The organism is Mycobacterium sp. OTB74 (assembly GCF_029892685.1).
Taxonomy (GTDB): domain Bacteria; phylum Actinomycetota; class Actinomycetes; order Mycobacteriales; family Mycobacteriaceae; genus Mycobacterium.
Genome location: NZ_JARXVD010000012.1, coordinates 127,268 through 150,372, shown reverse-complemented (window position 1 = coordinate 150,372; position 23,105 = coordinate 127,268). Strand labels below are relative to the sequence as shown.

General features: G+C 65.6%; 22 protein-coding genes and 1 pseudogene. 16 read left to right on the top strand and 7 right to left on the bottom strand.

The genetic code is table 11. From position 1 onward, the window contains the following. Window positions 1-31: 31 nt before the first annotated feature. Complete coding sequence (locus M2432_RS17380) at window positions 32-475, bottom strand: nuclear transport factor 2 family protein (RefSeq protein WP_280828060.1); 444 nt, start codon at window positions 473-475, stop codon at window positions 32-34. A gap of 156 nt (window positions 476-631) precedes the next feature. On the opposite strand from M2432_RS17380, the gene M2432_RS17375 reads away from it, so the two are divergent. The 4 genes from M2432_RS17375 to holA all read left to right on the top strand — a co-directional run bounded on the left by M2432_RS17375 (window position 632) and on the right by holA (window position 4,937). Then, a complete protein-coding gene (locus M2432_RS17375) occupies window positions 632-1,522 on the top strand; it encodes an SDR family NAD(P)-dependent oxidoreductase (RefSeq protein ID WP_280828059.1) in 891 nt (296 codons plus the stop codon). A 119-nt stretch (window positions 1,523-1,641) separates the two neighbouring features. After that, a complete protein-coding gene (locus M2432_RS17370; protein WP_280828058.1) occupies window positions 1,642-2,442 on the top strand; it encodes a ComEA family DNA-binding protein in 801 nt (266 codons plus the stop codon). An 86-nt stretch (window positions 2,443-2,528) separates the two neighbouring features. After that, window positions 2,529-3,899, top strand: a complete 1,371-nt coding sequence (locus M2432_RS17365; protein WP_280828097.1) for a ComEC/Rec2 family competence protein — start codon at window positions 2,529-2,531, stop codon at window positions 3,897-3,899. A 60-nt stretch (window positions 3,900-3,959) separates the two neighbouring features. Next, the gene (holA, locus tag M2432_RS17360) at window positions 3,960-4,937 is read left to right on the top strand and encodes a DNA polymerase III subunit delta (RefSeq protein WP_280828057.1); all 978 of its coding nucleotides are present in this window, start codon (window positions 3,960-3,962) and stop codon (window positions 4,935-4,937) included. Between the two features lie 110 nt (window positions 4,938-5,047). Here holA and rpsT read toward each other — a convergent pair whose 3' ends face one another. Further along, the gene (gene rpsT, locus M2432_RS17355) at window positions 5,048-5,308 is read right to left on the bottom strand and encodes a 30S ribosomal protein S20 (protein ID WP_280828056.1); all 261 of its coding nucleotides are present in this window, start codon (window positions 5,306-5,308) and stop codon (window positions 5,048-5,050) included. Between the two features lie 347 nt (window positions 5,309-5,655). On the opposite strand from rpsT, the gene M2432_RS17350 reads away from it, so the two are divergent. The 4 genes from M2432_RS17350 to M2432_RS17335 all read left to right on the top strand — a co-directional run bounded on the left by M2432_RS17350 (window position 5,656) and on the right by M2432_RS17335 (window position 9,546). Beyond that, window positions 5,656-7,224 carry a circularly permuted type 2 ATP-grasp protein gene (locus M2432_RS17350; RefSeq protein WP_280828096.1) on the top strand — a complete coding sequence of 523 codons (1,569 nt, stop codon included), beginning with the start codon at window positions 5,656-5,658 and terminating at the stop codon, window positions 7,222-7,224. Next, window positions 7,224-8,201, top strand: a complete 978-nt coding sequence (locus tag M2432_RS17345; RefSeq protein WP_280828055.1) for an alpha-E domain-containing protein — start codon at window positions 7,224-7,226, stop codon at window positions 8,199-8,201. The genes M2432_RS17350 and M2432_RS17345 overlap by 1 nt, the downstream gene beginning before the upstream one ends. Then, window positions 8,201-9,040 (top strand): transglutaminase family protein, encoded by an 840-nt coding sequence (locus tag M2432_RS17340; protein WP_280828054.1) that lies wholly within the window; start codon window positions 8,201-8,203, stop codon window positions 9,038-9,040. Before M2432_RS17345 ends, M2432_RS17340 begins: the two co-directional genes overlap by 1 nt. A gap of 74 nt (window positions 9,041-9,114) precedes the next feature. Further along, window positions 9,115-9,546: a CBS domain-containing protein gene (locus tag M2432_RS17335; RefSeq protein ID WP_280828053.1), complete on the top strand. Its 432-nt coding sequence runs from the start codon at window positions 9,115-9,117 to the stop codon at window positions 9,544-9,546. A gap of 43 nt (window positions 9,547-9,589) precedes the next feature. Here the strand turns inward: M2432_RS17335 and M2432_RS17330 are convergent, their stop codons facing one another. Then, window positions 9,590-10,192, bottom strand: a complete 603-nt coding sequence (locus tag M2432_RS17330) for a type II toxin-antitoxin system PemK/MazF family toxin (protein ID WP_280828052.1) — start codon at window positions 10,190-10,192, stop codon at window positions 9,590-9,592. 50 nt (window positions 10,193-10,242) lie between these two features. Between M2432_RS17330 and lepA the strand changes: the two genes are divergently transcribed. The 3 genes from lepA to M2432_RS17315 all read left to right on the top strand — a co-directional run bounded on the left by lepA (window position 10,243) and on the right by M2432_RS17315 (window position 13,600). Beyond that, a complete protein-coding gene (lepA, locus tag M2432_RS17325) occupies window positions 10,243-12,162 on the top strand; it encodes a translation elongation factor 4 (RefSeq protein ID WP_280828095.1) in 1,920 nt (639 codons plus the stop codon). Between the two features lie 117 nt (window positions 12,163-12,279). Then, on the top strand, window positions 12,280-13,035 hold the full coding sequence (locus M2432_RS17320) for a 3-oxoacyl-ACP reductase family protein (RefSeq protein ID WP_280828051.1): 756 nt from the start codon (window positions 12,280-12,282) through the stop codon (window positions 13,033-13,035). Between the two features lie 13 nt (window positions 13,036-13,048). After that, window positions 13,049-13,600, top strand: a complete 552-nt coding sequence (locus tag M2432_RS17315; RefSeq protein WP_280828050.1) for a class I SAM-dependent methyltransferase — start codon at window positions 13,049-13,051, stop codon at window positions 13,598-13,600. An 11-nt stretch (window positions 13,601-13,611) separates the two neighbouring features. On the opposite strand, the gene mddA is transcribed toward M2432_RS17315, so the two are convergent. The 3 genes and pseudogenes from mddA to M2432_RS17300 all read right to left on the bottom strand — a co-directional run bounded on the left by mddA (window position 13,612) and on the right by M2432_RS17300 (window position 16,762). After that, window positions 13,612-14,379: a methanethiol S-methyltransferase gene (gene mddA, locus M2432_RS17310; RefSeq protein ID WP_280828049.1), complete on the bottom strand. Its 768-nt coding sequence runs from the start codon at window positions 14,377-14,379 to the stop codon at window positions 13,612-13,614. A 128-nt stretch (window positions 14,380-14,507) separates the two neighbouring features. Further along, window positions 14,508-14,672 (bottom strand): annotated as a pseudogene (locus M2432_RS17305) (aminotransferase class V-fold PLP-dependent enzyme); the annotation flags it as partial. Between the two features lie 53 nt (window positions 14,673-14,725). Then, window positions 14,726-16,762, bottom strand: a complete 2,037-nt coding sequence (locus M2432_RS17300; RefSeq protein WP_348536313.1) for a glycoside hydrolase family 15 protein — start codon at window positions 16,760-16,762, stop codon at window positions 14,726-14,728. A gap of 68 nt (window positions 16,763-16,830) precedes the next feature. Here M2432_RS17300 and M2432_RS17295 point away from each other — a divergent pair, with 68 nt between their 5' ends. The 5 genes from M2432_RS17295 (at window position 16,831) to M2432_RS17275 (ending at window position 21,131) form a co-directional block, all read left to right on the top strand. Further along, the gene (locus M2432_RS17295) at window positions 16,831-17,025 is read left to right on the top strand and encodes a hypothetical protein (RefSeq protein WP_280828048.1); all 195 of its coding nucleotides are present in this window, start codon (window positions 16,831-16,833) and stop codon (window positions 17,023-17,025) included. 345 nt (window positions 17,026-17,370) lie between these two features. Then, entirely contained in the window at window positions 17,371-18,396 is a 1,026-nt protein-coding gene (locus M2432_RS17290) for a sulfate ABC transporter substrate-binding protein (RefSeq protein ID WP_280828047.1), read from the top strand. Continuing rightward, window positions 18,393-19,226: a sulfate ABC transporter permease subunit CysT gene (gene cysT / locus M2432_RS17285; RefSeq protein ID WP_280828046.1), complete on the top strand. Its 834-nt coding sequence runs from the start codon at window positions 18,393-18,395 to the stop codon at window positions 19,224-19,226. Before M2432_RS17290 ends, cysT begins: the two co-directional genes overlap by 4 nt. Continuing rightward, the gene (cysW, locus tag M2432_RS17280) at window positions 19,223-20,035 is read left to right on the top strand and encodes a sulfate ABC transporter permease subunit CysW (protein ID WP_280828045.1); all 813 of its coding nucleotides are present in this window, start codon (window positions 19,223-19,225) and stop codon (window positions 20,033-20,035) included. Before cysT ends, cysW begins: the two co-directional genes overlap by 4 nt. Before the next feature lie 22 nt (window positions 20,036-20,057). Beyond that, the gene (locus M2432_RS17275; protein ID WP_280828044.1) at window positions 20,058-21,131 is read left to right on the top strand and encodes a TOBE-like domain-containing protein; all 1,074 of its coding nucleotides are present in this window, start codon (window positions 20,058-20,060) and stop codon (window positions 21,129-21,131) included. Window positions 21,132-21,159: 28 nt separating this feature from the next. On the opposite strand, the gene M2432_RS17270 is transcribed toward M2432_RS17275, so the two are convergent. Then, a complete protein-coding gene (locus M2432_RS17270; protein ID WP_280828043.1) occupies window positions 21,160-23,076 on the bottom strand; it encodes a potassium transporter Kup in 1,917 nt (638 codons plus the stop codon). Window positions 23,077-23,105 lie beyond the last annotated feature (29 nt).

The following is a 23,105-nucleotide window of genomic DNA, read 5'->3' as shown; positions in this document are numbered from 1 at the left end:
GCGGCCGCACTGAACGGGCTTCCCACCGCGCTCAGAACTTCAGATGGTGGCTGGTGTCGCCGACCTGGTCGACGAACATGATCCTGGTGTCGAACCACCACGCGCCGTCGACGCGGTGAAACGTATCGCGATAGTGGCCGGTGATGATCACCTGCAGCGGTAGGTCCGCCGTTGCCTGGGTGACCAGATAATTGGCGGTGCTGCCTGCAGTTCCCGCGTCTTCGTCGACGTCGATGCGGACATTGCTGGTGAGATGCTTGGTCTTCGGCGTGCCGTCCTCGTACAGCCGCGTGGCCATCGCGTACATCTGCCGGACGCCCTTGACGCCGGTGAACACCGTTTCCGGCGGGCCGTCCTCCACGCCGCAGATCCGGCCGTGCTCAAACAATGCGGCGACGCCGTCCAGATCCCCCGCGTCGATCCGCTCGGCATAGATGTAGAGCAAGTTTTCGATCTCGCGGGCGCTGTCCATCACGCGCAACTGGCTCCTCGTCGAACCGATGTTGGTAACCCTGACCGGAATCAGGGCGATTCCAGAACTAACAGTCGGCCCCGGTGATGTCAACGGTTGTTCCCAGTGGGGCTGGGCGTCCCGGCCACATGGGTTCGACGACGCGGTTAACCTCGGGCCGTGACGTCACAGTGGAACCAGTCGCGACTCGGCAATCTCACCGGCAAGCGCATCATCGTGACCGGAGCCACCAACGGCGTCGGGCTGGCCACCGCACGCGCACTGGCCCGCGCGGGTGCCCATGTGGTCTTGGCCGTCCGCAATGTCGAACTGGGGGCACAACGGGCATCCGAGATGGGCGGCCACACCTCAGTGGCTCAACTCGATCTTGCCGATCAGGCGTCGGTGCAGGCTTTTCCGGATCGTGTCGGCGGTGACGTGGACATTCTGATCAACAACGCGGGTGTGGTCGTTCAGAATCGGTCGGAGACGGTTGATGGCTTCGAGACCATGCTGGCGACCAACTTCCTCGGACCGTTCGCGCTGACCAATCTGTTGTTCGACCGGGTGCGATCACAGATCATCAACGTCGCTTCTGATGCGCACAAGTCGGCAGCCTTTGCCCTTGACGATCCGCATCTGCGCGACCAGAAGTGGTCGGCGTACCCGGCGTACGGCCGGTCCAAGCTCGCCGTCATGCTGTGGGGGCTCGAGCTGGACCGTCGGCTGCGCGCGGCGGGCTCGCCGATCACCAGCTACCTGACCCATCCCGGCTGGGTGGCGTCGAACCTGTCCAATGTGTCGGACACCCGGGTGATGTCGGCGTTCCATTCGGTGGTCAAGGCTGCGGCCGGTGCACTGGCCAATGACATCGATGCCGGCGCCGCCCCGACGCTCTACTGCATCAGCGAGCCGATTCCACCGGGCAGCTACGTGGGCATCGACAGCAGGTTCGGGCTCAAAGGCGGTCCGACTTTAAGTGGTCGGGCAGCGGTGGCCTGCGACTACGAAGTGGCTCGGCGGTTGATCGACTTCGCAGAAAAAGAGACGGGCACAACGCTTCCGGTCTAGTTCGTTGGTCTGCGGTCGCGACGGGAGCGGTTATCCACAGTCGCGGATTCATCCACAGACAGCGCCGGCTTCACACCGCACTGCCGAATTGTGTTGGTGCAGTTGCCTACTTTCGGGATATGGACATCGAATCACCCACGCAGCGGCTCACCCGCCGGATCGGTGCGGAGCCTGACCCAGAGTCCGCCGCCGACGGTGACGACGACACCTCGCTGTCGCGATGGTTGCCGGAGTCGGTGCCGACCGGACCGGGGTGGCTGGCTACTGTCCGGGCAGATCCTGGTCGCGCCGGAGTTATCGCCCTCGCGGTGCTTGGGGTGGTCGCGGTGCTGGTCACTGTGGTCGCTGTCCTGGGTGACGACAAGCCACCGGTCACGGCGGCGAAACTGCCACCAGTCCAAATGGTTTCGTCCAGTACAACCGGCGCCGCACCGGCTCCCAAGGCTGAACCCGTGGTGGTCAGTGTCGTCGGACTGGTTCACAAGCCCGGTGTGGTGACATTGCCTGCCGGATCTCGGATAACCGATGCGCTTGCCGCGGCCGGTGGTGCGCTGGGCGGTGCCGATCTGGTCGGCCTGAACATGGCGCGCCGGGTCGAGGACGGCGAACAGATCCTGGTGGGCATCACCGCGCCGCTGGGCGCGCCATCGTCGGTGCACAGTTCGGTCGGTTCGGCCCCGAATCGAACCACGGCTCCGACGACCACCGGAAAGGCTTCCGGACCAAAGGAATTGGTCGACCTGAATACCGCCACCGCCGAGCAACTCGATGTGCTGCCGGGGGTTGGGCCGGTGACTGCCCAGGCGATCGTGGGCTGGCGCGGTAGCCACGGCCGCTTCACCAGCGTTGACCAGTTGGGCGAAGTCGACGGCATAGGACCGGGCCGGTTGGAGAAATTGCGTGCTCTGGTCAAAGTGTGAGTGCGCCGGTCGAGCCGGCGACCGCGGGTGTCGACCTGCGGTTGGTCCCGGCGGCGCTGACCTGCTGGGTGGTGACGGCGGTCGGTATGACCTGGGCGCCGTGGGCCGCGGTCATCATGGTTGCAGTTGCTGTCGTAGCGGCGGTTGTCGCCGGGCGCTGGGCCGGGGCGGTGCGCTGGCCCGCAGTACTGGCGGTCGCGGCGGTGGGTGTGACATTCGCGATCTCGGTGGCACTACGGGTGCATGCCGTCCAAACCCACCCGCTGGCTTCACGATTCGGGTCCACCGTCGCGGTCGTGCTCAGCCCGAGCGAGTCGCCGCGGCCGATCAAAGGTGGCCGGCTGATGTTCTCGGCATCGCTGCGCAAGCTGCAGGACGCCGAATCATCCGGTCGCATCATGGTTTTCGCACCCGCCGCTGGGTTCTCGGAGACCAGCGCGGGCCGCCCCATGGCGTTTCGGGCCCGCGTTGCCCGGCCCAAGCGGCACGATCTATCGGTGGCCGTGCTGACCGCGGTGGGGGAGCCGCGGTTCGGCACCGCGTCAACCGGGCAACGCGGGGCGGCCCGAGTCCGTGCGGATTTCGCCGATGCCGCGCGGCTGAGCCTGCCACCGGATCAGGCCGCGATGCTCCCGGGGCTGGTGCTCGGTGACGTCTCGGCGGTGGAGGCCGACACGACGGCCGCGTTCAAGCGATCCGGTCTCACGCACCTCACCGCGGTGTCGGGTGCCAATGTGACCATCGTGTGTGGGGCCGTGCTGTTCAGCGCCCTATTGGTCGGCCCGCGCGTGGCGGTCGGCTTGGCCGCGGTGGCGTTGTTCGCGTTCGTTGTGGTGGTACAACCGTCGCCGAGCGTATTGCGGGCTGCCGCAATGGGTTCGGTGATGCTGCTGGCTATCCTGGCGCACCGGCGGCGCCAGGCTATTCCGGCGCTGTCGGCCAGCGTGCTGGTGCTCATGGTCATCTCGCCGCAGCTCGCGGTCGACGTTGGCTTTGCGCTGTCGGTCGCGGCAACCGCCGGGTTGGTGCTGATCGGTCCGGTGTGGTCGCGGTGGTTGGTGGCCCGTGGTTGGCCCAAAGTGCTCGCTGATGCGGTAAGTGTCGCGGGCGCTGCGCAGTTGGTGACCGCGCCGTTGATAGCGGCCATCTCGGGTCAGCTGAGTCTGGTGTCAGTACTGGCCAATCTTCTTGTGGCTCCGGTGATTCCGCCGATCACCATCCTGGGTACTGCGGCCGCGGCGGTGGGTTGGGCCTGGCCAGGGGTCGCGCAACTGTTGATTCGGTTCACCGGCCCGGAGCTGTGGTGGCTGCTGCACGTCGCGCGGTGGAGCGCGGCGGCACCTGGCGCGGTTGTGCAGGTGCCCGACGGTTGGGCTGGTGCGCTGGTGCTGGTTGCGGCGTCAGCGGGGTTGACGTTGGCGCTGGTGTGGTGGCGGCGCAGGCGTGCTGGTGGGTGATGGTGACGTGCCGTTTGTACCGGCACAACATTGGTCAGACCGTCATGAAACGATCAACCCGTGAGTGATTCGACCGAGGCGCTGCACTTGGTGCTGGGCGACGAGGAACTGCTGGTCGAGCGGGCGGTGGCCGAGGTGCTCCGCGGTGCGCGCAAGCGGGCCGGTAAGGCCGGGGCCGTCAACAATGACGTGCCGGTCGACAGGTTGCGCGCGGGTGAGGTGTCGACCAGCGAGCTGGCCGAGTTACTCAGCCCGTCGTTGTTCGCCGAGGAACGCGTGGTGGTGTTGGAGTCGGCCGCCGAGGCCGGAAAGGACGCCGTCGCTCTCATCGCCGATGCCGCGGCAGACCTGCCCGGTGGCACCATGCTGGTGGTGGTGCACTCCGGCGGAGGCCGGGCCAAAGCGTTGGCTGATCAGCTCAAAAAGCTTGGCGCCCAAGTGCATCCATGCGCGAAGCTCACTAAGCCCGCCGAACGTGCGGATTTCGTCCGCAAGGAGTTCCGGTCGCTGAAGGTCAAGGTCAGCGACGATGCGATCACCGCGGTGCTCGACTCGGTCGGCTCGGATATCCGTGAATTGGCCGCGGCCTGTTCGCAATTGGTCGCCGACACCGGCGGCCATGTGGATGTCGCCGCGGTGCGTCGCTACCACAGCGGTAAGGCCGAAGTGAACGGCTTCGACATTGCAGACAAGGCCGTCACCGGCGATGTCAGCGGTGTCACCGAGGCGCTGCGCTGGGCGATGACCGGCGGGGTGCCGCACGTGGTGCTGGCCGACGCGCTGGCCGAGGCCGTGCACGCGATCGCGCGGGTCGGTGGTCAGTCCGGTGACCCGTACCGATTGGCGGGGGAGCTCGGCATGCCGCCGTGGCGGGTGCAGAAGGCGCAGAAGCAGGCCAGACGCTGGAACCGAGACACCGTCGCGGAGGCGTTGCGGGTGGTCGCGTCGTTGAACGCCGACGTCAAGGGTGCCGCGGCCAACGCGGACTATGCGCTGGAGTCGGCGGTGCGTCGGGTCGCGGAGTTGGCCGACCGCTGAGCGGTCAGATTTGGCACCGACCGCTGAGCGGTCAGAGCGGTCGGTTCATACACAACAAAACCGCGGCCCGGGTTACCGGACCGCGGTCTTGAAAGACTACGAAGCTGGGCTCAGAGCTGGTTGAACGCGAGGGTCAGCGCCGACTTCTTGTTGGCGGCCTGGTTCTTGTGGATGACGCCCTTGGTGGCGGCCTTGTCCAGCTTGCGGTTGGTCACCACCAGCAGCTCGCCGGCCTTGTCCTTCTCGCCAGCCTCGATGGCCTCACGGAAGCTGCGGATGGCCGTACGCAGCGACGACTTCACCGACTGGTTGCGCAGACGGGCGCGCTCGTTGGTGCGGATGCGCTTTTCCTGCGACTTGATGTTGGCCACGCGTCAGTTCCTTCTAATTTCGTGATGCTTTTTGTCTTACCTAAGTCTGTGTGCGCCCGTCGGCGGGCAGCGACTGTTCAGGTTACCAGCGCACACGCCAATTCCCCAAAGCGCAGCATGCCGCCGCCGCTCGGGAAGCGGGATCGAACCGGCACGAGCATATCGCGGGATTGCTCTCTGTCCTGCCGAAATGCCGTGTTTGGTGCAGCATGTCAGGGGTGACACCACGGACCACGCCCAGCGCCACCGCACGGTTTGCGCGCACCGAACGCACCGCGGCAAAACGCCACACCGGGGTATTTGACGGCTACAACAGCGTCGGCACTTACGCGGACGCATTCGATGAGATGTTCGACGCCCAGGGCAACGTCCGCGTGCCGTACAAAGGCATCTTCGCCGAGTTGGCGCCGTCGGACGCCTCCGAACTGGCAGGTCGCGCCGACGCGCTCGGCCGCGCCTTCATCGATCAGGGCATCACGTTCTCGCTGTCCGGTCAGGAGCGGCCGTTTCCGCTGGACCTGGTGCCCCGGGTGATCTCCGCCGCGGAGTGGTCGAAGCTGGAGAAAGGCATCACCCAACGCGTCAAGGCATTGGAGATGTACCTCGACGACATCTACGGTGAGCAGGCAATTCTCCGCGATGGCGTCATCCCGCGCCGTTTGGTGACTTCGTGTGAGCACTTCCACCGGGAGGCCGCCGGCATCGTCCCGCCCAACGGGGTCCGCATCCACGTAGCCGGTATCGATCTGGTGCGCGACGACAAGGGCGACTTCCGGGTGCTGGAGGACAACCTGCGCTCGCCGTCCGGGGTGTCATACGTGATGGAGAACCGGCGGACGATGGCCCGAGTCTTCCCGAACCTGTTCGCCACTCACCGGGTCCGGGCGGTCGGCGACTATGCGTTGCATCTGCTGCGCGCGCTCCGTAACGCGGCGGCGTCCAATGAGGCCGATCCGACCGTGGTGGTGCTCACCCCCGGTGTCTACAACTCGGCGTACTTCGAGCATTCACTGCTGGCCCGGCAGATGGGTGTCGAGTTGGTCGAGGGCCGAGACCTGTTCTGCCGCGACAACGTGGTGTACATGCGGACCACCGAGGGCGAGCGGCAGGTGGACGTCATCTACCGCCGCATCGACGACGTCTTCCTGGACCCCATGCAGTTCCGGCCGGATTCGATGCTCGGGGTCGCGGGTCTGCTCAACGCCGCACGCGCCGGCAACGTCGTCATCTCCAGTGCAGTGGGCAACGGCGTCGGCGACGACAAACTGGTCTACACCTACGTGCCCACCATCATCGAGTACTACCTCGGCGAGAAGCCGCTGCTGGCCAACGTCGACACCTTCCGGTGCTGGCTGGACGAGGAATGCGAGGAAGTCCTCGACCGCGTGCACGAGCTGGTGATCAAGCCGGTCGAGGGCTCCGGCGGTTACGGCATCGTTTTCGGGCCGGATGCTTCTGAACGAGAACTAGCGGCGATCTCCAAGAAGATTCGCGCCGACCCGCGGGGCTGGATCGCCCAGCCAGTGGTGCAGCTGTCGACGGTGCCCACTCAGATCGACAACACGCTCGCCCCGCGGCACGTCGACCTGCGGCCCTTCGCAGTCAACGACGGGGACGACGTTTGGGTGCTGCCCGGCGGGCTGACCCGCGTGGCGCTGCCGGAAGGATCGCTGGTGGTCAACTCCAGCCAGGGCGGGGGATCGAAGGACACCTGGGTGCTGGCGTCGCGGGCGTCGGCCGCCGATCGGGAACTGGCTGCCGCCCAAGTGGTTCGATCGCTGCCGCGGAACGGGCAAACAGCTGACAAGGCCATCGACACGGCGCCGCACCAGCAAGCCGTTCAGTCGGCGCAGCAGCAACAGCAGCAGGCGGCGGACGGACGGCCGATGAGCGCTTGCGCGAAGAGGGGGCTGTGATGTTGGCGCGCAATGCTGAATCGCTGTATTGGATCGGCCGCTATGTCGAACGTGCCGACGACACCGCGCGCATTCTGGACGTCACGGTGCACCAACTGCTGGAGGACTCGAGCGTCGACCCAAACCAGGCGTCGCGAACATTGTTGCGGGTCTTGGGAATTGAGCCTCCGTCGTCACCGCTGGATATGTGGTCGTTGTCGGAGCTGGTGGCCTTCGGTCGAGGCTTGCAGAGCGGCGGCAATTCCATCGTCGACTCGATATCCGCGGCCCGGGAGAACGCCCGGGGCGCGCGCGAAGTCACCTCGACTGAGATGTGGGAATGCCTCAACACCACCTACAACGCGTTGGCTGATCGGGTCCGTACCGCCAAACGGCTTGGGCCACATGAGTTTTTGGCTTACGTGGAAGGTCGGGCTGCGATGTTCGCCGGCCTGGCGGACTCCACGCTGTCCCGCGACGACGGATATCGCTTCATGCTGCTCGGCCGGGCCATCGAGAGAGTCGACATGACGGTTCGGCTGCTGTTGGCGCGCGTCGGTGACAGTGCAGCCTCGCCGACCTGGGTCACGGTGCTTCGTTCGGCCGGCGCCCACGACACCTACCTGCGCACCTATCGCGGGGCGTTGGACGCCGGACGGGTGGTCGAATTCATGTTGTTGGACAGGCTCTTTCCGCGCTCGGTGTTCTATTCGCTGCGGGTGGCCGAGCAGAATCTGGATGAGCTGCACCACCGCCCGCACGACCGGGTCGGCGCCACCGGCGAGGCGCAGCGGCTGCTCGGCCGAGCCCGTAGCGAGTTGGAGTTCCTGCGCCCGGGCGTGCTGCTGGAATCGCTGGAAGAACGGTTGGCCGGTCTGCAACGGACCTGCCGTGAGGTTGGAGAAGCATTGGCGCTGGAGTATTTCCACGCGGCACCGTGGGTGGCATGGACTGACGCCGGGCATGCCGTGGCGGTCATCGAGGAGGGTGAGGTCTGATGTGGCGTATGAGGGTCATCCACGCCACGGGCTACGCGTACAAGTCCCCGGTCACCGCGTCGTTCAATGAGGCTCGGCTGACGCCGCGGTCGGATTCCCGGCAGAACGTCGTGCTCAATCGCGTCGAGACCGCCCCCGCCACCCGCTCGTACCGGTACGTCGACTACTGGGGTACCGCGGTGACCGCGTTCGACCTGCACGCCCCACACACCGAGTTGGAAGTGACGTCATCGTCTGTAGTGGAGACCGACAAGGGGGAATTGCCTTCGCGGTTGGTGAGCTGGAGCGATCTGGCCGGCGAGGCGGTCCTGGACCGTTTCGACGAGGTCCTGGTGCCGACCGGGTACACGCCGGCCAGCAAGCGCATTCAGCGGGTAGGGCAGCGCATCGCCAAGTACTACGACCCGCAGGAAGCGGTGGTCGCCGCTGCCAATTGGGTGAACACCGAACTCGAATACGTGAAAGGCACCACCGGGGTGCATTCGTCCGGGCTCGACGCCCTGGGTGAGGGCAAGGGCGTCTGCCAGGACTTCGCTCATCTGACATTGATCTTGTTGCGCAGCATGGGGATTCCGGCTCGTTATGTTTCGGGATACCTGCACCCGCAGCGGCGGGCCGAGGTCGGTGACACCATCGAAGGGCAGAGCCACGCCTGGGTACAGGCTTGGACGGGTGGGTGGTGGGACTACGACCCCACCAACGACAACGAGATCAGTGAGCAGTACGTCAGTGTCGGTGTGGGGCGGGACTATTCAGACGTCACGCCGCTGAAGGGCATCTACTCGGGTGAGGGTTCGACCGACCTGGACGTGGTCGTGGAGATCACCCGCCTGGCCTGACCCACACGAATTCCTTTCGCGCTGCTGACATCCGACTACCATGGTGTGAGGCGGATCACGATCGGAGGCGCGCTATGCGGATCGCAGACGTGCTGAGCAGCAAGGGAGCGGCGGTGGCGACCATCGCCCCCGCGGCCACGGTGACTCAGCTGCTGGCCAGCCTGGCCGCGTTGAACATTGGTGCCATGGTGGTGGCCGGTCCTGACGGATTGGCCGGCATCGTCTCGGAGCGCGACGTGGTGCGCAAACTGCACGAGCGGGGCGGCAGCCTGCTGGGGCAGCCGGTATCGGAGATCATGACGACGGTTGTCGCCACCTGCACTCCGCGCGACACCGTCGATCACCTGGCCGTGCTGATGACACAGAACCGGGTGCGGCACGTGCCGGTTCTCGACGACGGCCGACTGGTCGGCATCGTCAGCATCGGCGACATCGTCAAAATCCGGATGGAAGAGCTGGAGACCGAACAGCAGCACCTGCAGGACTACATCACGCAAGGCGGCTGACCGAGTCTGACTCCGGCGTGACGACGGCCGAGGCAGGACGCGGTCAGGACCAGGAGTAGCCGGCGCGCAGCCGGGCCGCTATCACCTCGAACTTGTCGCGTTCCAAGATTGCGCCCTCGCGGCGGATGCCTTCTTCAGGCACGTCGAGCACCCGGTCCAGACGTACCCAGCTGGCGCGACCCTCGTAGTCCCAGCTGCCGGCGCCGATCCCGATCCAGTCGGATTCGCTCTGGTGATGGACCTGGCTGGACAGCATCAGGCCTAGGAGCGTGTCGCGATCGCGGCCCACCACCAGTACCGGGCGGTCCTTACCGCGCGTCGGATCGTCCTCGTACACAACCCAGGTCCACACGATCTCGCCCGGATCAGCCTTGCCGTCCAAATCCGGTGCGTACATCACGCGGCGGGCGCGCTGGGCCGTCGGGACGATGGTCTTGGTGATGGGGCGGCCCGCGGTGATGGCCGTCGAGGATTCCGCAGGCATGGCTCCCAGGGCGGTCAGGCCCGCTTCGATGCCGAACCGGATGCCCTGCTGGATGGTGCGCGACAGGGCATCAGGCTGCTGCAAATTACGGATGAATTTGGGCGCCTCGTTGAACACCAACTGTTCCGCAAGACGCTGGAACGTCCTCCACTGCGACGCCATGACATCGAGCATAGGGGAGTTCGGGTGCCTGCGATTGTGCTGGCGGGGGCCTGGCTCGATACCCTGATAGCGGCGCGCGAAGCGCTCAGACCCATCGTCACCAGGAGATTCCCATCAGCAGTTTCGCCGACAAGACGTTCACTGCGCCGGCGCAGATTCGGAACTTCTGCATCATCGCCCACATCGACCACGGCAAGTCGACGTTGGCCGACCGGATGCTGCAGCTCACCGGTGTCGTCGACGACCGGTCGATGCGTGCGCAGTACCTGGACCGCATGGACATCGAGCGGGAACGCGGCATCACCATCAAGGCCCAGAATGTGCGGCTGCCCTGGATGGTTAAGGGCGAAGACGGCGTTGAACAAAAGCATGTCCTGCACTTGATCGACACGCCCGGCCACGTCGACTTCACTTACGAGGTGTCGCGCGCACTGGAGGCCTGTGAGGGCGCCGTGCTGCTGGTCGACGCCGCGCAGGGCATCGAGGCGCAGACCCTGGCCAACCTGTACCTGGCGCTCGACCGGGACCTGACCATCATCCCGGTGCTCAACAAGATCGACCTGCCCGCCGCCGACCCCGACCGGTACGCCGGCGAGATCGCCCACATCATCGGTTGCGAGCCCAGCGACGTGCTGCGGGTGTCGGGCAAGACCGGCGAGGGCGTCGCCGAGCTGCTCAACGAGGTGGTCCGGCAGATTCCGGCACCGACCGGCGACCCGGACGGGCCGACCCGCGCCATGATCTTCGACTCCGTCTACGACATCTACCGCGGCGTGGTCACCTACGTGCGCGTGGTGGACGGCAAGATCACCCCGCGCGAGAAGATCGCCATGATGTCCACCGGCGCCACCCACGAACTGCTCGAGGTCGGCATCGTGTCGCCCGAGCCCAAGGCCTCGGAGGGGCTGGGCGTCGGCGAGGTGGGTTACCTCATCACCGGCGTGAAGGACGTCCGCCAGTCCAAGGTCGGTGACACGGTGACGACGGCCCGTAAGGGCGCCACCGAGGCGCTGACCGGCTACCGCGAGCCCAAGCCGATGGTCTACTCGGGCCTGTATCCCGTGGACGGTTCGGACTACCCGAACCTGCGCGATGCCCTGGACAAGCTGCAGCTCAACGACGCGGCGCTGACCTATGAGCCGGAAACCTCTGTGGCACTCGGCTTCGGCTTCCGCTGTGGCTTCCTGGGCCTGCTGCACATGGAGATCACCCGCGAGCGCCTGGAGCGCGAGTTCAACCTGGACCTGATCTCCACATCGCCCAACGTGGTCTACCGCGTGATCAAGGACGACAACACCGAGATGGTGGTGACGAACCCGTCGGACTGGCCGGAAGGCAAGGTGCGCAGCGTCTTTGAGCCCGTGGTGAAGACCACGGTGATCGCGCCCAGCGAGTTCATCGGCACCATCATGGAGCTGTGCCAGTCCCGGCGCGGCGAACTGCAGGGCATGGACTACCTGTCGCCCGAGCGCGTCGAACTGCGCTACACCATGCCGCTCGGCGAGATCATCTTCGACTTCTTCGACTCGCTCAAGTCCCGCACCCGCGGCTACGCCAGCCTGGACTACGAAGAGGCCGGCGAGCAGGAGGCCGACCTGGTCAAGGTTGACATCCTGCTGCAGGGCGAGGCCGCCGACGCGTTCAGTGCCATCGTGCACAAGGACAGCGCCTCGGCCTACGGCAACAAGATGACCACCAAGCTCAAAGAGCTGATCCCACGCCAGCAGTTCGAGGTGCCGGTGCAGGCCGCCATCGGCTCGAGAATCATTGCGCGCGAGAACATCCGGGCCATCCGCAAGGACGTCCTCTCCAAGTGCTACGGCGGTGACATCACCCGTAAGCGCAAGCTGTTGGAGAAGCAGAAAGAGGGCAAGAAGCGGATGAAGACCATCGGGCGGGTCGAGGTCCCGCAGGAGGCCTTCGTCGCCGCACTGTCCACCGACGCTGCCAGCGACAAGCCCAAGAAGTAGCGATTTGTGCCCGAAAAGGTGCACCAGCGCCCTATTTCGTGCACAAATCACTGAGCCGGGAATGTTTCGGTCCGCTGGTAGCTTGATCCGACGGTAGCGACCGATCGGAGGACAGCAATGAGCACTACCGAGACATCCCCGTTGGCGGGCCGACGCGCGTTGGTGACCGGAGGTTCACGCGGCATCGGTGCCGCGATCGTGCGCAGGTTGGCCGCCGATGGCGCCGACGTGGCGTTCACCTACAACTCATCGCCGGACGATGCCGAGAAAGTGGCCATTGATGCCGCGGCGGGCGGAGCGAAAGTTGTTGCGATCCAGGCCGATAGCGGCGACGCCAACGCCATAGCCGCTGCTGTCGATGACACCGTCGCGCAGTTGGGCGGCCTGGACATCCTGGTCAACAACGCGGGTGTGGCGACCTTCGGTGACATTGCGGACTATCCGTTGCCCGAATTCGATCGGCTGGTGGCCATCAACGTGCGCGGCGTATTCGCGGCCATCCAGCGGGTGATCCCACACTTGGGCCAGGGCGGCCGCATCATCACCATCGGCAGCGTCAACTCCGAATGGGCACCGGTCAGCGGCATCGCGGTTTACGCCATGACAAAGGCTGCGGTCGCGGGCCTGACGCGGGCGGTGGCACGTGAGCTCGGCCCCAAGGGCATCACCGTGAACAACATCCAGCCCGGTCCGGTGGCTACCGACCTGAACCCGGATGAGGGCGAGTTCGCCGATACCCTCAAGGGTTTCAGCGCCCTCGGCCACTACGGCCAGCCGCGCGACATCGCCAGCGCAGTGGCCTACCTGGCGCTACCCGAAGCTGGTTTCGTCACCGGCGCCAACTGGAACATCGACGGCGGGGTCACCCTCTGATCGGCTGGTCCCGGTGAGCGACGAGGACCGCGCCCGCTGGGACGCGACGTACACCGATCGCTCGTCCGACCCGACACCTGCGCTGCCACCGGCGTTCATCAGCCAGGCTGAGCGGTTTCCCGTGACTGGCTCCGCACTCGACGTCGCATGCGGAGCCGGCCTCGGTTCAGTGTGGTTGGCGCGCCGCGGATTACAGGCTTGGGGTGTGGACGTCTCACCCGTGGCGATCACCCAGGCGCGGCAGTTGGCAGCACGCCATGGCGTGGCCGAACGCTGCCGATTCGACGTGGTTGATCTCGACGACGGCTTGCCCGACGGGCCGCCGGTCGATGTGGTGCTGTGCCATCGCTTCCGCGACCGCGGGCTGTACCCGGCACTGACCGCCCGGCTGCGACCGGGCGGCCTGCTGGCCATCTGTGTGCTCAGCGAGGTCGGCGCGACGGCAGGCCGGTTCCGGGCTGTTGCAGGCGAACTCGAGGCGGCATTTGGCAGCCTCGACCTGCTCGCTGCACACGAAGGCGACGGAGAAGCCTGGTTGGTTGCGCAGGCGCCGGTCAACACCTGATCGTCGGGAAATCAGACCGCGTGGTGTGGCCCCGCTGCAGAGTGCCCGCTGTGCCGGGGTAGGCCCGGAACCATCATCGGAACCTGCGTGCGGTAGTGCCGGTAGGGGTCGCCGAGGGCCGCTGTCAGGTCGTGCTCCTCCAACCGCACCGCGACCAGGATGTAGCCGGTGGTAGCCAGCGCGAACAGCAGATGACCGGCCGTCATGGTGGGCGTCGCCCAGAAGGCCACGATGAATCCCACCATGATCGGATGACGCACCACCCGGTAGAACAGCGTGGTGCGGAACGGCAAGTCGCTGTAGGGCTCGCCGCGCGAGGCCAGGTACACCTGCCGGAGCCCGAACAGATCGAAGTGGTTGATCATGAATGTCGAGGTCAGCACGACGACCCAGCCCAACCAGAACAACGCCTGCAGGACGAACCGCCCTGCCGGAGCGGTCACGTCCCAGATGACCTGTGGCATGGTCCGCCATTGCCAGCACAACAGGGCCAGCAGCAGGCTGGACAGCAGGACGTAGGTGCTGCGCTCGACCGAAGCCGGCACGAACCGGGTCCACCATCTTTTGAACGCCGGACGTGCCATGACGCTGTGTTGCACCGCGAACAGTCCCAGCAGCACCAGGTTGACCGCCACGGCTTCACCGATGGGCGCGGCGATGCCGTTGTCGATCGTGCGGGGCAGCGGCAGATTGCCCACGAAGCCGATGGCGTACAGGAACGAGGCGAGAAACGCCGCATAACACAGCGCGCCGTAACCGAGTGTGAGGTAGCGCTTCATCTTGTCCTCCGACGCAGGGGGTGGCATGGCCGAAGGTGCAGCGGCGAAGTGTCACGTTTGGCGCCGGGGCACCTGGTCACCCGTTAACGATAAATCGTTAACGGGAACGTGAAAATACCTCTGGCGAATCAGCCGCTGTTTGCCGCGATCCTGCGCACCGCGTCGATGAACACGTCGATCTCCTCGAAAGTGTTGTAGAACGCGAACGACGGCCGCACCGTGGCCTCGAGCCCGAGCCGCCGCAGGATGGGCTGCGCGCAGTGGTGCCCGGCCCGCACCGCAATGCCCTCGGCGGTCGGGGCGACCACCTCGCAGACCCGCCCGGGCCGGGGGCCGAAATCACTTGCTACATAGGCGCATTGGCGGGCTGGAAGACCCCGCTGCTGTCCGCTTCGTCCTCGGCGCGGATCACGTGCACCACCGCATTGATCAGAGCCAGGTGGGTGAACGCCTGCGGGAAGTTACCCAGGTGCCGTCCGGTGCGCGGTTCGATCTCCTCGGCGTACAGATGCAGCGGGCTGGCAAACCCCAGCAGCTTCTCGCATAGGTGCCGGGCTCGGCTCACCTCGCCGATCTCGACCAGGGCCGAGACCAGCCAGAACGAACAAATGGTGAAGGTGCCCTCTTCGCCGGCCAGACCGTCGTCGGTCTCCTCGGTGCGGTACCGGAGCACCAGACCTTCTTCGGTGAGTTCGTCGGCAATGGCCAGCACCGTGGCCCGTACCCGCGGATCGTCCGATGGCAGGAAACGGGTCAGGATCGCCAGCAGCAATGACGCATCGAGTGCGTCGTCGCCGTAACGTTGGGTCAGCACGCCACGCTTGTCCACGCCGTGGGCCAGCACGTCGGCCTTGATCTGCTCGGCGATCTCGCGCCAGGTTTGTGCGTAGGACTTCTCGCCCTGCAGTTCAGCGAGCTTGGAACCGCGGTCCAGTGCCACCCAGCACATGATCTTGCTGGAGGTGAAGTGCTGCGGCTCGCCGCGCACCTCCCAGATGCCGCGGTCGGGCTCCTTCCAGTGCTTGATCGCCTCCTCGACCTGATTCTTGAGCACCGGCCAGAGCATCTCGGGAATCTGCTCACGGGACTTGGCATGCAGGTACACCGAATCGAGCATGGTGCCCCAGATGTCGTGCTGCATCTGGTTGTAGGCGCCGTTGCCGATGCGGACGGGGCGCGAGTAGTCGTACCCGGACAGGTGGTGCAGCTCCTCTTCCACCAGGCTGCGCTCGCCGCCCACCCCATACATCACTTGCAGCGGATGGCGTTCACCGTTGTTGGCTCCGGACACATCGGCGATGAATGAGAAGAAGTCGTCAGCTTCGCGGTCCAGGCCCAGGGTGTACAGACCCCACAACGCGAATGTCGAGTCCCGGATCCAGGAGTAGCGGTAGTCCCAATTGCGTTCGCCCTGAGGCGTTTCCGGCAGCGAGGTGGTGCTGGCCGCGAGCAGCGCGCCGGTCGGCGAATAGGTCAGGCCTTTGAGCGTCAGCGCACTGCGCTGCAGGTAGGTCTTCCACGGATGGTCCGGGAAATCGCCGACGTTGATCCACTGCCGCCACGCTTCGCTGGTCTTCCACATCTTGTCGGCGGCGTCGTCGAAGGTCTGTGGTGCCGGGTGCTTGGACCAGGACAGTGCGACGAACGCCTTGTCACCCTCTTTGAGCCGGGTGCGCGCCCGCGCCTCGTGCCCTTCCAGGCCGATCCGCAGATTGGTGGTCAGCCGCAACGTCGGGCTGGCCTCCGGGTCCTTGGTGGCCCGGGCGATGGCTTCGCCGTAGGCCGCGGCCGAGTACTCCCAGCTGGCGCTCTGCCGGCCGTAGTCGAAGGACGGCTCGCAGCCCATCACGACCTCCACAGTGCCGCTGACGCAGCGGACAGTGCGCAGGAGGATGTGCTCGGCATCCCAGTCCATTGGGGTGCGGCGATGGGTGCGCGACCGGGTTTCGATGTCGTGCCAGGGCCCCATGACCAACGCGTCCCGCACGATCAGCCAGCCGGTGTTGGTCTGCCACGTGGTTTCCAGGATCAGGCTGCCGGGCAGGTACCGCCGCGCCGCGGGCACCGTCACCCCGTACGGTCCCAGCCGGAAGTGACCGGCGCCGCGATCCAGGATGGCACCGAAAACGCTGGGGGAGTCCGGCCGAGGCACGCAGAGCCATTCGACAGATCCGGCGGACGACACCAGACAGGTGTTCTCGCAGTCGGACAGGAATGCGTAGTCGGCAATGGGCGGAAACGGGTTTCGCAGGATTCCGGTTGCCCCGTGCGATGTCCCGTGCGAAGTGGCGGCTGCGTCGTGCGCGATGCGGGGCTGCCCGTTGGTCGTCGACTCGTCTGAGTGCCCGGGCTGTGTGGACTGATCAGTGTGTGGCAGCACCATGTCGGACATCATCGACTGCATTTGCGCCCGGCGTCTACCCGTGCGGCCGACACCGTAGGCTGGACTCGATGTACGGCTTTCTGAATTGGTGGGACAGCGTCGAGCTATGGCTGTCCGGGCTGTCGTTTGTCGTACAGACCATCATCGTGATGCCGGTGGTGCTGGTACTTGCGTACGGTCTGGCCGTACTGCTGGACGGCGCCTTGGGCAACGCCATCAAACTGCTGCAGCATGCGCGCCACGTCGAGGAGGATGCGTTGTGAACCCGATGCCGCGTTCCCGCGTGACGTTGATCCTGGTGTTGTTGGTGGTGCTGGTCCTTGTGATGTGGTTACTTACCCGCTGAGCAGTCGCTGAGAACCAACCTCTGTTATCCTTCGGGCCATGCATGCAGCGTCCGGCAACACCGAGGGCCACATCTTGGCCCTCATTGCCGTGGGTGCCCGCGCTGTTGCTGATGTCGCCTGTTGTCGTTGATCCCATTCCGTCCGCGGTTTTCGGGGTCAGCGCAGGCTGCTGTCGTGCCTACGTGCTGATTCAGCACCTTGCCGTGTGACGGGTCGCAGTAAGCCCAGTCCAGAACATCTGTTCACCGCAAGGAAGGCCACATGAACAACATCACCACAAGCTGGCGGCCGGCTGCCGCTATCCTCGCTGCCGCGACTCTGCTGACCGCCTGCGGTGGCGGAGCCAGCGACGTCGCCGGCGGCACCAGCGGCCACGCGGACACCACGCTGACGCTGGTGGCGTACTCCGTGCCGGAACCCGGTTGGAGCAAGGTGCTGCCCGCGTTCGCGGCCAGCCCCGAAGGCAAGGGCGTCGCGGTGACGACCTCCTATGGCGCCTCCGGCGACCAGTCGCGCAGCGTGGTGGACGGCAAGCCCGCCGACATCGTGAACTTCTCCGTCGAGCCGGACGTGACCCGCCTGGTCAAGGCCAACAAGGTGAGCAAGGACTGGAACACCGATGCCACCAAGGGCATCCCTTTCACCTCTGTGGTGACGTTCGTGGTCCGTAAGGGCAATCCCAAGGGCATCAAGGACTGGGACGATCTGCTCAAACCGGGCATCGAGGTGGTCACCCCCAGTCCGCTGAGCTCCGGATCCGCCAAGTGGAATCTGCTGGCGCCGTACTCGGTCAAGAGTGACGGTGGCAAGGATGCCGCCGCCGGCCTGGATTTCGTGCACAAGCTGGTCTCCGAGCACATCAAGACCCGTCCGGGCTCCGGCCGGGAGGCAACAGACGTGTTCCTGCAGGGCACCGGTGACGTGTTGATCAGCTACGAGAACGAGGCGATCAACACCGAGCGGCAGGGCAAGCCCGTCGAGCACATCAACCCGCCGCAGACCTTCAAGATCGAGAATCCGGTCGCAGTCGTCACCACCGGCTCGCATCTGGACAAGTCGACCGCGCTGAAGAACTTCCTGTACACCCCGGAAGGGCAGAAGGCCTGGGCCCAGTCCGGATTCCGCCCGGTTGACCCGGCGGTAGCCGCAGACTTCAGCGCCGACTTCCCCGCGCCCCAGAAACTGTGGACCATCGCCGATCTCGGGGGATGGTCGACCGTCGATCCGGCGTTGTTCGACAAGGACAACGGCAGCATCACCAAGATCTACAAGAAGGCCACCGGGTGACAACGACCCTTGAGGCACCGCGCGCGACGCCGAACCGCAGGTTAGGCAGTACCTCCCTGCGGGTCGGCGCCGCGAGCATCTGGCTATCGATCATCGTGCTGTTGCCGCTGGCCGCGATTCTGGTGCAGTCGGCGCAGGGTGGTTGGAAAGCGTTCTGGTCGGCCATCACCTCCAACTCGGCTATCGCGTCATTCCAAGTGACACTGGGTATTTCGGCTGTGGTGGCGGTGACCAACCTGGTGTTCGGGTTGCTGGTGGCCTGGACACTGGCACGCGACGAATTCCCCGGCAAGCGGTTGGTCGATGCCGTCATCGACCTTCCGTTTGCGCTGCCGACCATCGTCGCCAGCCTGGTGATGCTGGCGCTGTACGGGCCGGCCAGCCCGGTGGGGCTGCATCTGCAGCACACCCGCTGGGGCGTGGGCATCGCGCTGCTGTTCGTCACGTTGCCGTTCGTGGTGCGGTCGGTGCAGCCGGTGCTCCTGGAGTTGGACACCGAGACCGAGGAGGCCGCTGCGTCATTGGGGGCCAACAACTTCGTGATCTTCACCAGGGTGGTGCTGCCGGCGCTGTTGCCGTCACTGCTGTCGGGGGCGGGTCTGGCCTTCTCCCGAGCCATCGGCGAATTCGGCTCGGTGGTGTTGATCGGCGGCGCGGTTCCCGGTGAGACCGAGGTGTCCTCGCAGTGGATCCGCACCTTGATCGAGAACGACGACCCAACCGGTGCCGCGGCCATTTCGATTGTGCTGCTCGTGCTTTCGTTCCTGGTGCTTCTGGTTCTGCGCGTGATCGGTTCGCGCGCAGCCAAACGTGAGGAGTTGGCCGGATGACTCTGTCCCCGGTGGCGCGGCGGCTGGTGAGGTATACCGCACTGGCGTACATCGGCATCCTGGTCATCGTCCCGGTTGGACTGATCCTGTGGCGCACATTCGCGCCGGGCTGGTCCAGCTTTGTCCGGGAGATCACCACGCCCGCGGCAATTGCGGCACTGGACCTTTCGCTGTTGGTCGTTGCGATCGTGGTGCCGCTCAACGTGCTGTTCGGGGTGCCTACCGCACTGGTGCTGGCTCGCAACAGATTCCGCGGTAAGAGCGTGCTGCAAGCGGTGATCGACCTGCCGTTCGCGGTGTCGCCGGTGGTGGTCGGTGTGGCGCTGATCCTGCTCTGGGGTTCGGCGGGTCTGCTCGGATTCGTCGAGCACAGTTGGGGTTTCAAGATCATCTTCGGATTGCCGGGCATTGTGTTGGCCAGCATTTTCGTGACTGTGCCGTTCGTCATCCGCGAAGTCGAACCGGTGTTGCACGAGTTGGGTACCGACCAGGAGGAAGCCGCCGCGACGCTTGGTGCGCAGTGGTGGCAGACGTTCTGGCGGATCACCTTGCCGTCCATCCGTTGGGGTCTGACCTACGGCATTGTGCTGACGGTCGCCCGGACGCTGGGGGAGTACGGCGCCGTCATCATGGTGTCGTCCAACCTGCCCGGCAAATCTCAAACGCTGACCTTGTTGGTGTCAGACCGATACAGCCGCGGCGCCGAGTACGGCGCGTATGCCATGTCCACGGTGTTGATGGCAGTCGCTGTGATCGTGCTGATCGTGCAGGTGGTCCTCGACGCCCGGCGCGCCCGGGCTGGAAAATAGGCTTGATAGGAAGAACGCGAACATGACTGACGAGCACACGCAGGGCTCTGGCTCCACCGCGGCCATCACCGTGCGCGGCGCCTGCAAGCGATACGGCGACTTCGTGGCGCTGGACAACATCGATTTCGACGTGCCCGACGGCTCGCTGACCGCCCTGCTGGGGCCCAGTGGTTCTGGCAAGTCGACCCTGCTACGGGCCATCGCCGGCCTGGATACCCCGGACACCGGCACCATCACCATCAAGGGCAACGATGTCACCGGCGTGCCGCCGCAACAGCGCGGCATCGGCTTCGTGTTCCAGCACTACGCCGCGTTCAAGCACCTGACTGTGCGGGAGAACGTCGCTTTCGGCCCCAAGATCCGCAAGCGGCCCAAGGCCGAGATCAAGGCCAAGGTCGACGACCTGCTGGAAGTGGTGGGGCTCAGCGGTTTTCAGAGCCGTTATCCCAGCCAGTTGTCTGGCGGTCAGCGTCAGCGAATGGCGCTGGCCCGGGCGCTCGCGGTGGACCCGCAGGTGCTGCTGCTCGACGAGCCGTTCGGCGCGCTGGACGCCAAGGTGCGCGACGATCTGCGGACCTGGCTGCGCCGGTTGCACGACGAGGTGCACGTCACCACGGTGCTGGTCACCCATGACCAGGCTGAGGCGCTCGACGTCGCCGACCGCATCGCGGTGCTCAGCCGTGGCCGGATCGAGCAGGTTGGCTCACCCACAGAGGTGTATGACAGCCCGGCCAACCCGTTCGTGATGTCGTTCCTCGGCGCGGTGTCCACGCTGAACGGAACGCTGGTGCGCCCGCACGACATCCGCGTCGGGCGCAATCCCGACATGGCGATCGCTCAGGCCGAGGATTCGGTGGCGGCTACCGGAGTGCTACGGGCGACCGTGGACCGGGTTGTCATGTTGGGCTTCGAGGTTCGCGTGGAGTTGACCACCGCCGCAGACAACACCTCGTTCACCGCGCAGATCACCCGCGGCGATGCCGAGGCGTTGCAGCTGCGCGAGGGCGACACGGTGTACGTCCGGGCCACCCGGGTACCGCCGAACGTCGCGCAGGAGATTGCGCCCGTCGTTTCGGCCGTGCTGTCCGGCGCGTAGGCATTCCAAGCGAGGACGGGCGCAGCACTCACACTTCGATACGTGATCCCAGGATCACCGTCCGGTCGGCCGGCAGTTTGAAATACGCTGCGGCGTCTGACGTTATGTACGACGTGGTGATGAAAAGCCTTGTCCGCCAACGGGACATCGACGGCGGTGAGCCCGCGACCAGGTCGACCTTGGACAGGAAGTAGGCAGCGCCGGCCAGGTCTATCGGGCCCTCGGTGCTTTCGGCGTCCAGTAGGAGCAGAGCGGCCGGGACGTTGGGCCGATCCATGTAGCCGTAGGTCGCGGTCACATGGATGATGCCGTCGTCGGTGTACCCGAGGTCGTCGGTCTGTAGCCGTTGGGTATCGGGGACGCGGGGCACAGTGGCGGTGATCAACGACAGCACCACGACGTGCTCGTGCAGCATCCGGTTGTATTTGACGTTGGCGCGCATGGCAAGTGGCGCCGTTTCGATACCGCGGTTGAGGAATACGGCGGTACCCGGAACCCGGGTCAGTGGTGGGTCGTTGGTCACGATCGAGTCGACGAATTCGCGCAACGGGCCTTCGGCCTCGGCACGTGCCCGGGTGACCACGTCGCGGCCCTTCTGCCAGGTGGTCATCACGGTGAATGCGATCATCGCGATCAACAGCGGCAGCCAGGCCCCGTGCACCAGCTTGGTCAGGTTGGCGGCGAAGAACAGCAGGTCCACGGTGAGCAGCGGGGCCCCGATCGCGATCACAGACGACAGCGGCCAGTTCCACCTGGCGCGCGCGATGTTGAGGAACAGGATGGTGGTGATGGTGATGGTGCCGGTCACCGCCATCCCGTAGGCGTACCCCAGCGCGGAGGAGCTGCGGAAGGCAAATACCAGGGTCAGCACCGCGATCATCAGGAAGGTGTTGATCCACGGTACGTAGATCTGACCCATGGTGGACTCGGAGGTGTGCAGGATCCGTAGTCGCGGTAGGTACCCGAGCTGCGCGGCCTGCGAGGCGACGGAGAACGCTCCGGTGATCACCGACTGGGACGCGATCACAGTGGCGGCCGTTGCCAGGACGACCATCGGCAGCCGTCCCCAATCCGGCGTCAGCAGGAAGAACGGCGCGTCGTGGACGTCAGGGTTCTTCAGCAGCAGCGCGCCCTGCCCGAAGTAGTTCAGCGTGCAGGCCGGGAACACCAGCAGTAGCCAAGCCAGGGTGATGGGTTTGCGGCCGAAGTGGCCCATGTCGGCATACAGCGCCTCGGCGCCGGTGACCGACAGCACCACGGCAGCCAGGGCGAAGAACGCGACGCCGAAGTGGCCCGCCAGGAAGCCCAAGGCGTACCCGGGGTTCAGTGCCCGCAGGATGTCGGGGTTCTTGGTGATCCCCACGACGCCGCACGCGCCGATCACGGTGAACCACAGGATCATCACCGGGCCGAAGAACCGGCCGACGACCGCGGTGCCATGGCGCTGCACGCTGAACAACGCCACGATGATGACGGCGGTGATCGGCACCACCCATTCAGCCAGGAGGGGGTCTATGGTCTTCGCGCCTTCTACAGCGGATAGCACCGAGATGGCTGGCGTGATCATCGAATCACCGAAAAACAGTGCGGCACCGAGGATCCCGAGCCCGGCCAAAATCGTCGCGGTGCGTTTGCCGAGCTTGTTCGACGATCGTTTCACCAGGGTGATCAGCGCCATCACGCCACCCTCGCCGTCGTTGTCGGCCCGCATGACCAGTGTCACGTAGGTGATCGTGACGATCAGCATCACCGACCAGAACACCAGGGAGACCACGCCGTAGATGTTGTCCTGGCTGATCGGCACCGGATGCGGGTCATCGGGATTGAACAGCGTCTGCAGGGTGTAGATCGGGCTGGTGCCGATGTCGCCGAAGACGACACCGAGAGCGCTGACGGCCAGTCCGACTCCGAATCCCTGTGTGCCGCGTTCGGGGTGTGTGCCCACGGGCGGAGCCTCCTCATATCCGGGTCGTC

Excerpts from the sequence above, each read along its gene's own strand:
- M2432_RS17345 (WP_280828055.1), top strand. The coding sequence starts at position 7,224 with ATGTTGGCGCGCAATGCTGAATCGCTGTATTGGATCGGCCGCTATGTC.
- M2432_RS17340 (WP_280828054.1), top strand. The coding sequence starts at position 8,201 with ATGTGGCGTATGAGGGTCATCCACGCCACGGGCTACGCGTACAAGTCC.
- M2432_RS17330 (WP_280828052.1), bottom strand. The coding sequence starts at position 10,192 with ATGGCGTCGCAGTGGAGGACGTTCCAGCGTCTTGCGGAACAGTTGGTG.
- M2432_RS17365 (WP_280828097.1), top strand. The coding sequence starts at position 2,529 with ATGACCTGGGCGCCGTGGGCCGCGGTCATCATGGTTGCAGTTGCTGTC.
- mddA (WP_280828049.1), bottom strand. The coding sequence starts at position 14,379 with ATGAAGCGCTACCTCACACTCGGTTACGGCGCGCTGTGTTATGCGGCG.
- M2432_RS17335 (WP_280828053.1), top strand. The coding sequence starts at position 9,115 with ATGCGGATCGCAGACGTGCTGAGCAGCAAGGGAGCGGCGGTGGCGACC.
- M2432_RS17320 (WP_280828051.1), top strand. The coding sequence starts at position 12,280 with ATGAGCACTACCGAGACATCCCCGTTGGCGGGCCGACGCGCGTTGGTG.
- M2432_RS17295 (WP_280828048.1), top strand. The coding sequence starts at position 16,831 with ATGTACGGCTTTCTGAATTGGTGGGACAGCGTCGAGCTATGGCTGTCC.
- M2432_RS17370 (WP_280828058.1), top strand. The coding sequence starts at position 1,642 with ATGGACATCGAATCACCCACGCAGCGGCTCACCCGCCGGATCGGTGCG.
- M2432_RS17300 (WP_348536313.1), bottom strand. The coding sequence starts at position 16,762 with ATGGTGCTGCCACACACTGATCAGTCCACACAGCCCGGGCACTCAGAC.
- M2432_RS17290 (WP_280828047.1), top strand. The coding sequence starts at position 17,371 with ATGAACAACATCACCACAAGCTGGCGGCCGGCTGCCGCTATCCTCGCT.
- M2432_RS17275 (WP_280828044.1), top strand. The coding sequence starts at position 20,058 with ATGACTGACGAGCACACGCAGGGCTCTGGCTCCACCGCGGCCATCACC.
- cysW (WP_280828045.1), top strand. The coding sequence starts at position 19,223 with ATGACTCTGTCCCCGGTGGCGCGGCGGCTGGTGAGGTATACCGCACTG.
- M2432_RS17350 (WP_280828096.1), top strand. The coding sequence starts at position 5,656 with ATGTTCGACGCCCAGGGCAACGTCCGCGTGCCGTACAAAGGCATCTTC.